This is a genomic window from Calditrichota bacterium (genome assembly GCA_013112635.1).
In the GTDB taxonomy this organism is placed as follows: Bacteria; Calditrichota; Calditrichia; order Calditrichales; family J004; genus JABFGF01.
In genome coordinates this window covers 17,510-31,336 of record JABFGF010000016.1, presented here as the reverse complement: position 1 = coordinate 31,336, position 13,827 = coordinate 17,510, and the positions used below count along the sequence as shown (strand labels likewise).

The following is a 13,827-nucleotide window of genomic DNA, read 5'->3' as shown; positions in this document are numbered from 1 at the left end:
TGGATACACTGGGGTGTAATGATTAAGGTGATTGAAAAGTGAAGGGACACACAAGCATAAAGTTGATGGAAGTGTATATGATTCATCAATGGTATCTGGTGGAAAAGTTATTGAGATAATTCCGGAATAACACTGCCTCGATGAAAAGTAGGTTAATATATGGAACGCAATAGAAATAAAATAATTAATGCAAGCATTTTGAGAAGAAAAGGCCTAATTACTAATTCCACATTATGGAGCAAATTTTTAACTTTTATTTCAATAAAAAATACTACTGTTAACTATGTTGCAAATGCCTTCCTTATAGTAATAGCATTGTATTTCATGCAACTAACTGGGTTTTGGTTTGTTTTTCATATTTTTATTTTAAGTATCAGCGTGTTTCTAGTTATAATCACTGGAATAAATTCTGATCGTCAAAAAGACACTATATCCGATAGAAACAAAATAAGAACTCGGTTAAATGATTTTGAAGAATTTTCAGCGGATGCACGTATTCAAAATAATAAGAATATTAAAAAATTAGCGGATAGTATGTTAAGAATTATTTCAACTGAATTGTTTAATATTAGATCTAATGAAAGAATTACTTTGTACTACCATGATTCAACTGAAGAAAAATTTTATAATGGGGGTAGATTTAGCAAATCTCCTGTTTATAACTCCAGTAGTAGTAGACAGGCAATTCCCGACAACCAAGGTGCTGTTGGTAATGCATGGGCGGGTGAGGGTGATTGTTATGTTGGTTCTCTTCCACCCTCAGGAACTAATAAGTATTACGAAGCATTGAAACGAAGATTCAACATCGAACCTGAGACCGCAAAAAGTCTAACAATGAAAAGCCGATGCTATTATGCAAAAGCTATTAGCCAAAACGAAATAAGAATTGGTATTATTGTGTTTGAAAGTTTAATCGCTAGTGCCTTTAGTAAACATAAAACAAAAATTAATGAAACTATTAATACCTACGAACCTATATTTGTAGAATTAATACGTTTTCTAATCAATCAGCAAAAAATACAAAGAAACTTCGATAAAATAGAAGGGCAAAACAATGGCTAACCTTAATGATGTTATTAGGTTTACATACATTAATTACCCAAATAAACAAGAGCTTTCAAAAGCGAGGTTTACAAAATTAATATATCTTATTGATTGGGAAAATGCTGTTGAGTATGGTCATCAAATGACAAATATCAACTGGCTTTTTAATCATTATGGTCCTTATGTTGAAGATGTTGTTCAAGAGGTTTCAATCGATCCGTTTTTAAAAATTGTAAAAGAAGAAAACTATTATGGATTTACAAAGGAACTTATAACATTTGATAAAACGGCGGATTTAAAGAAAATATCTATTGATTCTTTATCCGAAAACGATAAAGAAATTATAATCGATGTAATTGAAACAACATCGCCTTTTTATTGGAATAACTTTATAAATCATGTTTATTCAACCTTACCAGTAAAAAATCAAGTGAGATATAATCATTTAGATATAATTGGTAATGCAAAAATAGTCCGTGATAAAACAAATTCCTCTTCATTTGAATAAAAAGATGAAGGAATTTCTTATACGATCTAATATTTTTTAATTGCATAAAATTGTAGTAAAGCTAGTGAGTGCAGGGAGGGGTTTTCAAGTCGATCTAAGAGTTCATATATCTGCGAGATAATTTAAGCTTAATTTGCCAACTGGATGATATCCAGTTATCAGTTTATAAGAAATAAATCAAAGGGATTAATGCTAAAAAGACTTGAAATCCAAGATTGGGAGGAGATGAATGTTCAAACTTATGGCCTTACTAATGATTTAATTGTACCCATAGCGGCTGTAGATATTCAAACTATTGAGAAATACTTCGGAAATGTTGAATTGAAAATCCCTGGTCGCAAACGTGCTATAAACGCTGTAATCGTTAAACCTAATATTCCAAATCAGAATTCAGAGATTCAACTATAGAAAGAAACTAAAGGTCAGAGTTATTTCAAAAAACTTCATCCAGAAAAACAACTATGGATTCATGTAGATTATGATAATTATAGAAATACGTGGAATCGACTAGGTTTTGATAAAATAGGCCGTGAAACGTTCTTAGATCACATTCTAAATCGTGCTTGTGTAAGAATAACAGGGTATAAACATCCATATCTTCGTTTATGCCCAATTTCAAGAACAACAAATACCAATAGCGGATTGAATAAAGGTGCTGAAGGTTTGCATAAAAAAGAACTAAAAAAACTGGATGAGCAACCTGAACACATTCGAGAGAGAGAATGATTCGTAGACTAGAAGCTCCCATTGTTCTTGCAGACCCTATTGATATAACAAAAATGTTGGATATCTCACCTGGATTATTTGAACTTCAGGGGGTTGCAGAAATTCTTAAGAAATTTTATAAAGGCTAACATCAATTATAATATTGACTTTGTATTTTTCCTATCGTATCCTTTTCTTACTTACCATTCAGGAAGAAAAATGTAGTCCCCGTCAGGAAGACCTCTAAACAAAGGAGGTTCTCATGAAATATTTTTTTCTGCTAATATTTTTAATTCTAACCCCACTCTCTCATGCTCAAAACACAATAACAATTGCGAGTTTTAATATTAGAATCTTTTCTGATAACAGTCGTGATGATACTGAACTCAAATTAATATGTGATCAATTAAAAGATTATGACTTTATAGCTATTCAGGAACTTCGCGACGAAAGGGTAATTGACCGGGCAATAGAGATGTTAGATGAGTCATTCAATTTGGAGTATTCTAAAATACTAAGTCCGGCTGTTGGAAATACCCAAAAAGAAATATATGCATTTTTATATCGTTCGGATAAAATTGATTATTTAGATTTTGCAAATGTCTATTCTGATCCTAGTAATGACTTCATACGTGAACCTTTTTACGCCAGTTTTATCTCCGGCAATTTTGACTTCACTGTCATCACAATGCATTCAATCTTTGGCCATAGTAAGGAAGAAAGAAGAAAAGAAGCCCGGTTATTGGATGAAGTTTATGCTTTTGTTCAAAATGAAAATGGTGTTGAACAAGATGTAATATTGTGTGGTGATTTTAATTTAAAAGCATCTGATGCTGCTTTTGATGATTTAAGGAACATATACTCAATGCAGGAATTAATCAGTGGTGGAACTACTATTAAAGAAAGCGAATATGATAATATTTGGATTAACAATTCTTTTACACGTGAATTTGAGGGTACAACGGGTATAGATAAATTTGATGAAACTGATTTTGGAAATGATGACAAAAAGGCTTCTTTGCAAGTTAGCGACCATAGGCCCATTTGGGCAAAGTTTACTATTACTGACCCAGATGATGATGGTATAATCACAGACAATCTGACAACCCCTGTCGTTTTAATAAATGTAAACACAGCAACTTCAGTTAAACTAAAATCGCTTCCTGGTATAGGCGATGTTATTGCATTGAGAATAGTATCCGAAAGACAAAGCAATCTTTTTCAGGATATGGTCGATTTCCAAAATCGTGTTAATGGTATTGGCCCAGGATTAGCTGATAAACTTAAAGACAAAATTAGTTTTTGAAATAGTTAACCCAACGATTTATAAGTGGATTGTCAAACAGGATTTTCCACGGGGAGTTATTTATTATGGATCCAACAATAACGGCTGCAATAATAACGGGTGTTGCAACTTTGTTAACAGCACTAATTACTTATATTACAATAATAAAAACAAATCGTAAGAAGAAAACACAGGAAAAAGCTAATTCTATTATTATTCAACCAAAAGATGGGTATAAAATAATTGGTTTTGATCTTGATGGAACATTACTCCGGGGTTTGGAATTTTCATGGACTATGGTCTGGGATTTTCTTGGTTTTCCAGAAGCTGTTAGAAAAGCAGGAATGCGACGCTATATAACACAACAGACTTCATATCAAGAGTGGTGTGAATGGGCGTGTGACCAGTTTAAAGAGAAGGGATTAAAACGATCAGATTTTAAAAAAATTACTGAGAATATACAAGTAACAAAAAATTTAAATGAAGCAATAAATATACTTAAAAATGACGGTTTTATTGTAGGTTTAATATCAGGTGGGATTGATGTTTTTCTTTACGAAAAAATCCCGAATGCTGACGAATTGTTTGATCATATATACATAAATAAATTCTTATTTGATAGCAATGGTTTACTAACTGGAGTAAATGCAACAAAGTATGATTTTGAAGGTAAGGCAATAGCTTTGGAGAAGATGTGTACTGAGAATGGTTTCACCCTACAGAATTCTATATTTGTTGGAGAAGGATTTAATGATGATGAAGTAGCGAAGAAAGCAGGTTTAGCCATCGCATATCCTCCTAAAGGACAAGGAATGAAGGCTGCAGCAAATATTGAAGTTGCAGAAAATGATTTACTAAAAATTTTGCCACATATACTAAGTAAATAGTTAAATGCTTAAATAAATATTGAAGAGATCACTTCTTTCTGAAAACCTAAAAGTAAGAAAACAAAATATCGTTCGAAATCAATTTATCCTCAACAGACTGTGAGTTCTTATTTAAGTACTTAAGAACCTTAAGATTGAAATAAGAAGTTAACGATATTATACAGGGAGGGAAACATGCTATTTATTACTAATAGAGTGCCCACAAAAAATACCGAGCCTGAACTAAACAAAGAATTTGAATTTGACCTTGAAAACAATTCATCGAGTCGTGCCTTTTTTTGTTGCCGTAGGTCTTCCAAAAAATCTATCGAGGAAATTGGAAGTATGACCTTGCTATCTGCAATTAAAAACTCAAACTATAAACACGTTTTGATGTATATACATGGATTCTCTACTCTTCCTGAGGATGTGTTTAATCATGCAAAAGAGTTACAATCACTCTGTGATAATAAAAAAGATGAAGAAATTCTTGTTATTCCCATCATATGGCCTTGTGATAATGACATCGGAATCATAAAGGACTACTGGGATGACCAAAAAGCTGCGGATCAAAGTGCTTTTTCATTAGCTAGAATGTTACAGAAATTCATGGAATGGAGAAGCTCAACAGAATATAACCCTGATGATAATCCATGTCTGAAAAGAATTAATATTTTAGCTCACTCAATGGGAAACCGGGTTCTTCGTCAAACCTTAAGTAACTGGCATAAATATGACCAGCCTGGAGGTTTACCATTACTGTTTAGGAACACTTTTTTGGTAGCAGCTGACATTTTAAATGAATCATTACACAAAGGACATGAAGGAGAGCTGATAAGTCACACATCGCGAAATGTTGTTATTTATTATGCATCTGATGACTTAGCATTAAGAGCGAGTAAAGTATCAAACTTGAAGAATGCAGAAGCGTCTCGTCGTCTTGGACATTCTGGGCCTGAGGATTTGGGCCTTACACCAAAAAATGTGTATGCCGTTGATTGTGATGAGGTCAATACAACGTATGATTATCCGAAAGGCCATTCCTATTTTAGATCTGGAAAGAAAAAAGGAGAGCCTGGCATTGTGTTTGATCACATCTTCAACACACTCTTGAATGGCCGTGTTTTTCCAAAAGATGAATTTAGAAAAACAAGTATTTTAACTTTGGCTGATTCAAAATAGATACTGGAGCTTCCACTATTGCCCTTTTGTACACCAAATTAAGATATCGAACTGATGGATACAAATAAAAAGCCGATTCAATTGAGTCGGCTAATTAGTTTTTTATTCTTCCCATACATGATTATCAGTTAACAGGCCTGCTAAAATATGAGCATTTACGAATCTCTTGCTCGGGCTAAAACATAACTTTTTTAACTTTTTTCCATCCATATCATTTATTGATGAATACTTAGTGGCTTGATAACCTAAAATTAATAAATTTCGTCCTGCACGTACTCGCTTTTTGAGTTCTGCATAAAGATCTGTTTTTAACACATAATCCAGATATATAGGAATATATACTTCTCTCATTGCTTCTGACCGATTTAGTTTCCTGCCCTCCCAATAGTAATAAAGAGGATTTTTGCGGGTTTGATTCCAATAATCACCAATTTTCAATCTTTCATTTCTTTTGGCTAAATATTCAGCGGTTGGGTTACCATTTTTGTCGACATCACCTTCCCAAACCCTAAGATTATTCCAAAGCGTAAGGAGATTGTTTGCTTTGGGATTAGTTAATTCCCCTGTGTGTCTTGGTGATAATTTTTGCCATTTATTGTTGAAATACATTTCTGCGGTTATTTTTTCATAACCATACGGCGGGTTTGGGCTGTACATTGAGTTTACCCTGTCTATTAAAACTTCACCGATGCAATTGCCAATTTTAAATTTCATTTTATTCTCCGCATTTAAAGTTAAAACAAGCCGGTCCGAAGCGAACCGGCTTTTAATTTAGTGATATACCTTTTCAGTGTTTATGAATACTTTCCTAAAAACTTTTATATTATTTAAATTCTGAACAACTTCCTCCTTCTGCGTTGCATCATTACCTAAAAACAATTTTACGGCAGATTCTGATAGCAACATTTGAGAAAAATATTGGTATGCCAAATACTTATTTTCCAATTTCCACATTGCTTCAAAGCGATCCATATTAGTACCAATAGATTCATAATAAGCCTTGATATTATCTTTAAAAACTGGATTTGGATTTAAAAAATTTGAAAAAATTCCCTTTGGATTAAGTTTAATATTAAACTGTTTAGAAAAACCCCAGAAACCCTCCTTTTTAAAAAGATTTTGTAATGTAGATTTGCCAAAAGTTTGATAAAACATACTTCTGCTTGGCCCAAAGCGAAAAATAATCGGAGTGGATAGTTGGCTTGCAGTAAACCCATTCGAGCTGGCCCATAAAAAATCGTCTATCCAATTTTTCGGAACTATTTTAAAAAGTTCTTCAGTACCGTTGATCATTTGATAAAAATATGTACTTACAAACTCTGGATTTCTTGCCATCTCAGATAGTAATCTTTTCTCTATTTCTGAAAATTGTAAATGCATACCGATAATTGGATGTTCTTTTTTGAATGATGTATATGTGATTCCAGGATCGCTTTCAGTATCTTTTTGGTGGTTAATTTCCTTGTCCAAGTCTACTGCATCGTAAATGCCTGTTTCCATTAAATAAAACGACCAATACCAATTACGAACAGCTTCAAAACGCAGTTTGTCTTCCTCTTTACTATAGTGTTTAGGTAGTATTAATAACTCAAGCCAATCATTTACAAAATCATCAAGTTGGTGTGATGTTATTTCTTCATATTTTGCGCGAAAAGCTTCTTGCATTTCCTTTGTCTTTTCAATCAATGTTTCATACTTTCCGGCTTTTTTTATTTCTGTTAGAGTATCATCGATAAAAGCATCCGATTCAGTCTTTGTAAAAACTTTCCCATATTTTAAAATTGAGTAATTATAAGCAGAGTATTCTAAAGCAATTTTAATTTGATCAAGAGGACTTATGCAAAATCCTACTGAAGAAAAAATCTCTTCTTTAAAAAATTTATATGCTTCTTTAAGTAAATCATCCAAGTACTGTTCTGGGTTTTTTAGTTCGAGGTTCAGTTCAGGTGATAGAGGTTGAACATTTCCATCCAGGGTTTTAAGCTCGATCTCTATAGGCTTATTAACACTGACATTCTCAATTTTTTTTACTGAATTATATTCTATCCAGTCGTAGTTTTCTATTGTTTTATTATTTGTATCAGTTAAATGATTCGGCGTCCCAGTATCTAAAGTGTTTATTTCGCCATCAGTTATATGTTTGTGTAATGATGGAATTATGTAATTATCAATTCTGGATGTACTGTATGACTCCCAATTTTTTAAGCATTCTAACAATTCTTCTTTGTCTGTTTCTATATCAAAATAGAATTCATGTAATGACATTAATCGAATCATAGAGTACCCTTCAATAAACTCACCATCTTTTGTTTTTATGTTTACATTGTATGTTATCTCTGAAACAACACTAATGGGTACTATAATAAGCATCTCTGCTTGGTGGTATCTTATGCAACATTTTTTGTATTTCTTTCCGCTGCCACAAGAACATAAATCATTTGGTTTGCTCACCGTATTTTTTTTTGTTTGTGGTGCCAGGTTTTCCTGCTTTCTCTCTTGAGCTTTATTCATGAATTGTCGTTGATTTTGAGATGCTCCTCTTTTCCTTTTCATTCTTCGTTTTTTATTTTGTCTTTTCAGACGATTTTTCAAAGTTCTTTGGTTTTTCATTTTTTTACCAATTTTGTTATTATTAAATTAATTAATGTTTCAGTCTTGGATTTTTCGCTTGGGTGGTGGTCCTCGTATTTTCATTGAACAGTCCTTTTGTTTGCCCTTTTTCTCCATAACAAAGGAAATAAGCGTGCCAAAAGGATATTATTAGGCCTTAACCTAATAATTACAAGGAGTTATATAGATTTACAAGATGTTACTTTATGCTAGGATTATCGATGAGGATCGATTTCAGTCGATGTAGTTCGATTTATATATTTCTTCAAGTCCTGCGAATTTTGCATAACTTCTGTTGAATTCTGATTGCTTACCTGAAGAGCCCGTTATGCCAAGAAATTTATCCGTTTCACGGATATTTCCATTTATGTTTTCTTTATAAATCTTTGCCAGAATTGGATTGATAAATTCTTCGGTGAACTTACCTTTTTTAGAATTCCAGTCTTTTAGGAATGACTCAAGAATGTTTTCAAGTTCTTCGAATCTATCAAACTCTTCAAATAATGAATCACGGGGAGGCAGTTCCCGAATGTTTTGTACATCAATCTTGAACGATTCATTATAGATACTATTATGGTAGAGGTTTTGTAGATAATATTGTAACTGGCGCACATTGCCAGGCCAGGAATACTTCATAAGTTCGTTGATGGCAAGGCTGTCTACTACTACAGACTGATTTTTCTTTTTATTAAAACTATTTACCAGCCATTTTGTAAATATTTCAATATCATCTTTTCTATATCGTAGTGGCAGTAGAGTATATACCCGCCCTGCGATTCTCTCAAACAAATCGTGGGCAAACAGATGCTTTTTCACTCTTCTTTCTAAATTCTGGTTTGTACCAAATAACAATCTGACATCGGCCTGTCTTTGGTTAGGATCGCCATAGCGCCTGTAGAGCCCTTTATCCAAAAACAATAAGAGGGATTTTTGAGATTCCAAATCGAGGTTACCCACTTCATCAAGGAATAAAGTGCCACCCTCTGCTTTTTCAATTAATCCAACACCGTCTTTATCCGCTCCGGTATAGGAACCTTTTACCCAGCCAAACAACTGGGTATAGTTTTTACCCTGCTTCAATAATGCACAGTTAAAGCTCTCAAATGGTTTTGCTGAACGAGCACTGTATTTATGGATTTGTTCTGCAAAGAAACTTTTACCTGTTCCTGTTTCACCCAAAAGCAAGACAATAGAGTCTTCGCGAAAAGCATTACTGATTTCATTTAATAGCTTTATATAATTAGGATTATTTGTTTTGGCTTCCTTGATTAGTTTTTTCTGGTTTTCCTGAAAATGAATGATGTTCTTAAAATAGTAGTCATCCATTTTACTCCAGTGGTAAAAAGCTTTAGTGAATGCTTCTTTTGTATCAGAAGCCACAAATTTTATGTGTATATCCGGGTAAGCAGAAAATTTTTGTTGTTTGATTGTTGTAACAATCACCTCAGCAACTTTGTCAGCAATGGAGGTGGCAACTTGTTCTTTCTGTTCATCCGGAACCATATAGACCCAATCAAAACCAATGGCCGGCATACTAATTTTTTTAAGGTCCATCTGCTCCATTTCAATCAGAATAGAGCTTAATGATTTTTCCATTGCTTCAAAATCGAGCTGGTTATTATTCCCAAATAATGCCAGTATATGAAAGCTGTATTGGGCCTTTAAAGAGGGATGTTTTATCTTTATATAATCGCCTCTTTTTAGGTTTGTGTGTTTTTCCAGTTCTGTGTCTATATGTTTCTGACCAAGTCGTTTAATAAAAGCATCGGATGCGCTTCTATCAGAAAAATTAAAATATTTAGTGTCATGTATAATATTAATATATGTCTCGCTATCAGATAGCAGCAGGTTTTCATCTGTAAGAAAAACATTCACATTATCAATCTTGTATTTTTTCTGAGAGTTAAATTTCTTGCGCCGTACAGCATCTAAAATCAGGTCATCATAACTGGCGCCTAGCAATGTTTTGACAGTTGTATTTAAGGCAAGTAATTCACTGTAAATTAGCTCATCTTCTTCATTATGCAGATTGAATTTCTTTTTTAATTCTTGTTTTACTAACTCATAGGCTTCGTTATGCTTGCGTTTATCAATGAGTTCCCTGATTCTGGCTATCATTCGCTTCTCCTGTAAAACCCCTACAGCATTATACTGTAAGGGTTGGTAATAGTCCTGCTGTTTCTAATTCACTTATGAAATGATGGTAGTGAGTAACAGCTACTAATTCATCAGTAATTTCCCGGCCAAGGACTTTAAGAACGGGTAGGAATTCTTTATCCCATATCGCTCTATATTTTTTCTGCATTCCTCTATCGAACCCTTGGGTTTGCAAAAGCCTTAGTACCATTTGGCGCAGGCGAGGTAAGGCAAATGCCCTTCCACGTTCACGTCTATTCCATACATCGGGTGTTTCAATAATTTCTTCATAATAAGTGGTTAAAGAATCAATATCAATCAACGTTAGTTTTTGAGTGTTCGCATCAAAACAGTAATTACCATCCCGTGAATCCCACCAGACGGTTCCTTTTGTCCAAAGCGGGATAATAATATTTAGGAATAGCTGTTCGATAATCGGGCGAATATGCGCAGGTTCAATCGCATTTTTGATCTGTAGATATTCCAGGCTGTCACCGGAAATCCACTCCTGGATTATATAGTTTCTCTCCTTATTATAGCGATCTGCACGGATTATCTTTTGCACATTCTCACTTGGAAGACCGGGAAGTCTCTCAATATCCTGCAGGTAAACAGCCATTGCCCTGTTCGCCTGGCGTCTGCCATCATCATTATTCTTATAGATTTTTATGCCTAAATCACAGTTATTAGGATGAATGACCGTAGCTGCGAATCTTCCGGGTGGTGTAGCTTCGGCCATATCATTATCATTTAATTCAAGCATATCTTTTGCAATTTCGGCTATTTCCATTCTTTCACTTTTTTTCATTGCTGTTTGTGAAGAAGAATTCCAATCAAATTCTTCATATTTTTTCCAGTTAATTTTCAATTGTTTTTTTTGGTTAAAAGACCGGCCTTCAGACCGGCCATAGTTATTATTTATTGTAAAACACTTGGTAGTTGTTTCCAGGTCTGGCCATCTAACAATAAGCCGCCCTTAACATTTTTAATGCTAGGATCTAGTGGATCAGGATTGTTTTCAGCCCTGCCCCATTGACGGAAATAAAAAGGAATATTTGCCTCAACAGACTTATCCCTGAGTTCCCTAATCCACTCTATCTTTACTGGCCGTGCTGCTTCTCCACCTGATTCTCCACCAACCAGAAGCCAGTCAATGCCATCCAGGTTTAGGGTGTTCAATGAGCTTAACAGTGGCTTTAAGGATAGATATTTATGGAGGGCTCCGGTTTGCCTGAGCAGGTCAGCGCGGAACTCATATTTATCGCTTTCTATAGTAACACCCATGATAATATTATCAGACCAGTTTATCCTATCATTTAGTTCAATTAGTCTTTCTGCCCTTTTGGTAACAACCATAAAAGTATGTTGTTGTGCGAGATTCATTGTTTCAAAAACTTTCAAAATGAATTCATCGGTTGCATTCTCATGAAACAAATCTGACATGGAGCAGACAAAGTATTTTCTACCTTTTTTTACTTTTAGGGGCTTTTCCAGTAAATCTTCATGCATTTTGAATTCAAAGCCATTTTCATATCTGGGATTATTCCAGCTTGCCAGTTTATTTGCCATTCTTTCTGCATAGCAGTGCTTACATCCAGCACTATATTTTGTGCAACCGGTAATTGGGTTCCAACGCTCTAACCCGATTCTATCAATATTACTTTTCTTCATTTATTAAAAATCCTTTAGTTTCTGCCAAGAGACCAGCAAGGACAAGTTCGTGCCCAAAAGGCTTGTTTAAGTCTCTTAACCATTCATTTAATTGTTTACCATCCTGGTTTAATGTCGCATCGTAATCACGACCATCATAACCAATTATTTGAAGGTTCATGCCTTCATCTAATAAAGCCAATAGGTCTTTATAAACCTGGCTTTCACGTACTAACTCGCTATAATTCTTTACATATATTTCCTCTCTTGCCTCTGTATAATTAAGTTTTCTGCCCTGCCAATAATGAAATAAATAGAATTCATTGCTTTTCACTCTGCGGTGTGCGACTCTATCGGCAAATCCTCTGTTTCTTCTATCAAAAAAAGCAGGTGTCGGCTGCCCATCTGCGTCTACATCCCCTTTAAATACTTTGGAAAACTGCCACAAATTCTCCATATTTTGGGCTTGGGGTGTAGAATCTACGGGACCCAGTAACATGGGTGATAAGCCCTTAAACTTAGCTGGGCCTCCGGATGTCACATCAATGTTCTTATAGCCTTCCCTCCGTGGATGGGTTTTTATCCCTTTGCTGCGGTAATGTGGTTTCTTAGCCACCGAGACTTTACCTCTATCTCCATTTTTTCTGTTTTCCTGCTGGGCTAATTCAATCGATTTTTCGTGCTCTTTATTCATTTTCTACTTATCCTCCGTTTGTGTTTCTTCTATTATACTGATATGAAAAATTCTTTTTAGGTCATTACTATGATCTTTTTTTATTCCTTTTTGACCTATTTTGTTTTTTCTTGTATTTGTCATCCTCAATCCTATGTTTTAAATTTCAACAGTATGAAGTATAATAAACTGAATTGGGTTATTTAGGTCATTCAAGGTGCTTCTTTTGGCATGTTTTTGACCTAATTCGATGAGGGAGTCTATTTTGTATAGTTTTTTTATTTCTGAAGGGCAGGAGATCACTATAGATTTGCAGGAAGAGTGTTGGGGTGAACGCTGGGCTTTATACGGTGACCTGGTAGCGCCCTTGGCTGCCCCAAATAAAATTCCTGAGGATGCTATAGACGAAGAGACAATAGTTAAATTAATTGAGATATATGATAAAGAGCTGTTGCGCATTTATGATAAAAATGTATGGCTGAAAAGTAGAAAAGAGATGGAAAAGCTCTACTCTTCTCTCGAAAGAAACCTGGAAACTAAGGTGAATAAGATGACACAAAAAAGTCCATTAACCCCAGAACACCAAAAAGAGATTGAACAGTTTAAAAAAGACATAATGGAGAGAAAGAAAAAATATAATGCTAAACTCTGGGCAGACCCTTTATATATTTGGATATTTAATTTGTATAACCTTCTGTTACTTCATACACCAAAAATGGAAGAACATGATACCTACCAATTTGATCCAAACCCGGGAATACATGGAGAACGATTGTTCAATACCAGACTTCAAAAATATATTGATGGAAGAAGTAAGGCTTCATATAGACAGCTCGCCAAAGAAAAAGATAAATTATTACTGGATGCTTTGGAGCATGTGGATAACCCTCAGATGAGCATTGATAATTCTAGAACCAAAGATTTTATCGCTGAGTTTTTATGTAATTTTGAAAGCTGTTATAGCGATCTTATAAGTACATCCAGGTTCTTTTTTGATGAAGATGATGAAGGTGCTCGAAAATCTAAATCTAAAGCAGTTCAGCGTATTATTTTTAATACACATGCTGAGAACTCGAAAGAAAAACTTCTTAAAGAATTAGGGGTTGGCTATGATACCGAGAAAAAGAAATATTTTTACAAATAAAGCCCCTGGAGTTCAAAGGCTTTA

13 protein-coding genes are annotated in these 13,827 nt (G+C 34.3%); 7 read left to right on the top strand and 6 right to left on the bottom strand.

Going from position 1 to position 13,827, the window contains the following annotated elements:
- Positions 1-159 precede the first annotated feature (159 nt).
- The 6 genes from HND50_21780 to HND50_21755 all read left to right on the top strand — a co-directional run bounded on the left by HND50_21780 (position 160) and on the right by HND50_21755 (position 5,590).
- Positions 160-1,062, top strand: coding sequence for a hypothetical protein (locus tag HND50_21780; GenBank protein NOG47885.1), 903 nt, complete (start codon positions 160-162; stop codon positions 1,060-1,062).
- A complete protein-coding gene (locus tag HND50_21775) occupies positions 1,055-1,552 on the top strand; it encodes a SocA family protein (protein NOG47884.1) in 498 nt (165 codons plus the stop codon). Before HND50_21780 ends, HND50_21775 begins: the two co-directional genes overlap by 8 nt.
- Positions 1,553-1,741: 189 nt before the next feature.
- A complete protein-coding gene (locus HND50_21770) occupies positions 1,742-1,960 on the top strand; it encodes a hypothetical protein (protein NOG47883.1) in 219 nt (72 codons plus the stop codon).
- A gap of 559 nt (positions 1,961-2,519) precedes the next feature.
- Complete coding sequence (locus HND50_21765) at positions 2,520-3,563, top strand: hypothetical protein (GenBank protein ID NOG47882.1); 1,044 nt, start codon at positions 2,520-2,522, stop codon at positions 3,561-3,563.
- 65 nt (positions 3,564-3,628) lie between these two features.
- Positions 3,629-4,429: an HAD-IB family phosphatase gene (locus tag HND50_21760; protein NOG47881.1), complete on the top strand. Its 801-nt coding sequence runs from the start codon at positions 3,629-3,631 to the stop codon at positions 4,427-4,429.
- Positions 4,430-4,603: 174 nt separating this feature from the next.
- Entirely contained in the window at positions 4,604-5,590 is a 987-nt protein-coding gene (locus HND50_21755; protein ID NOG47880.1) for an alpha/beta hydrolase, read from the top strand.
- Between the two features lie 102 nt (positions 5,591-5,692).
- On the opposite strand, the gene HND50_21750 is transcribed toward HND50_21755, so the two are convergent.
- The 6 genes from HND50_21750 to HND50_21725 form a co-directional block, all read right to left on the bottom strand.
- A complete protein-coding gene (locus HND50_21750; protein NOG47879.1) occupies positions 5,693-6,304 on the bottom strand; it encodes a hypothetical protein in 612 nt (203 codons plus the stop codon).
- A 57-nt stretch (positions 6,305-6,361) separates the two neighbouring features.
- Entirely contained in the window at positions 6,362-8,200 is a 1,839-nt protein-coding gene (locus HND50_21745) for a hypothetical protein (GenBank protein ID NOG47878.1), read from the bottom strand.
- Between the two features lie 234 nt (positions 8,201-8,434).
- On the bottom strand, positions 8,435-10,318 hold the full coding sequence (locus HND50_21740) for a sigma 54-interacting transcriptional regulator (protein ID NOG47877.1): 1,884 nt from the start codon (positions 10,316-10,318) through the stop codon (positions 8,435-8,437).
- Between the two features lie 28 nt (positions 10,319-10,346).
- Positions 10,347-11,204, bottom strand: coding sequence for a hypothetical protein (locus HND50_21735; protein NOG47876.1), 858 nt, complete (start codon positions 11,202-11,204; stop codon positions 10,347-10,349).
- 50 nt (positions 11,205-11,254) lie between these two features.
- Positions 11,255-12,007, bottom strand: a complete 753-nt coding sequence (locus HND50_21730) for a DUF5131 family protein (GenBank protein ID NOG47875.1) — start codon at positions 12,005-12,007, stop codon at positions 11,255-11,257.
- Positions 11,994-12,680, bottom strand: coding sequence for a hypothetical protein (locus tag HND50_21725; GenBank protein ID NOG47874.1), 687 nt, complete (start codon positions 12,678-12,680; stop codon positions 11,994-11,996). Before HND50_21725 ends, HND50_21730 begins: the two co-directional genes overlap by 14 nt.
- Positions 12,681-12,924: 244 nt before the next feature.
- Here HND50_21725 and HND50_21720 point away from each other — a divergent pair, with 244 nt between their 5' ends.
- A complete protein-coding gene (locus HND50_21720) occupies positions 12,925-13,803 on the top strand; it encodes a hypothetical protein (GenBank protein ID NOG47873.1) in 879 nt (292 codons plus the stop codon).
- Positions 13,804-13,827 lie beyond the last annotated feature (24 nt).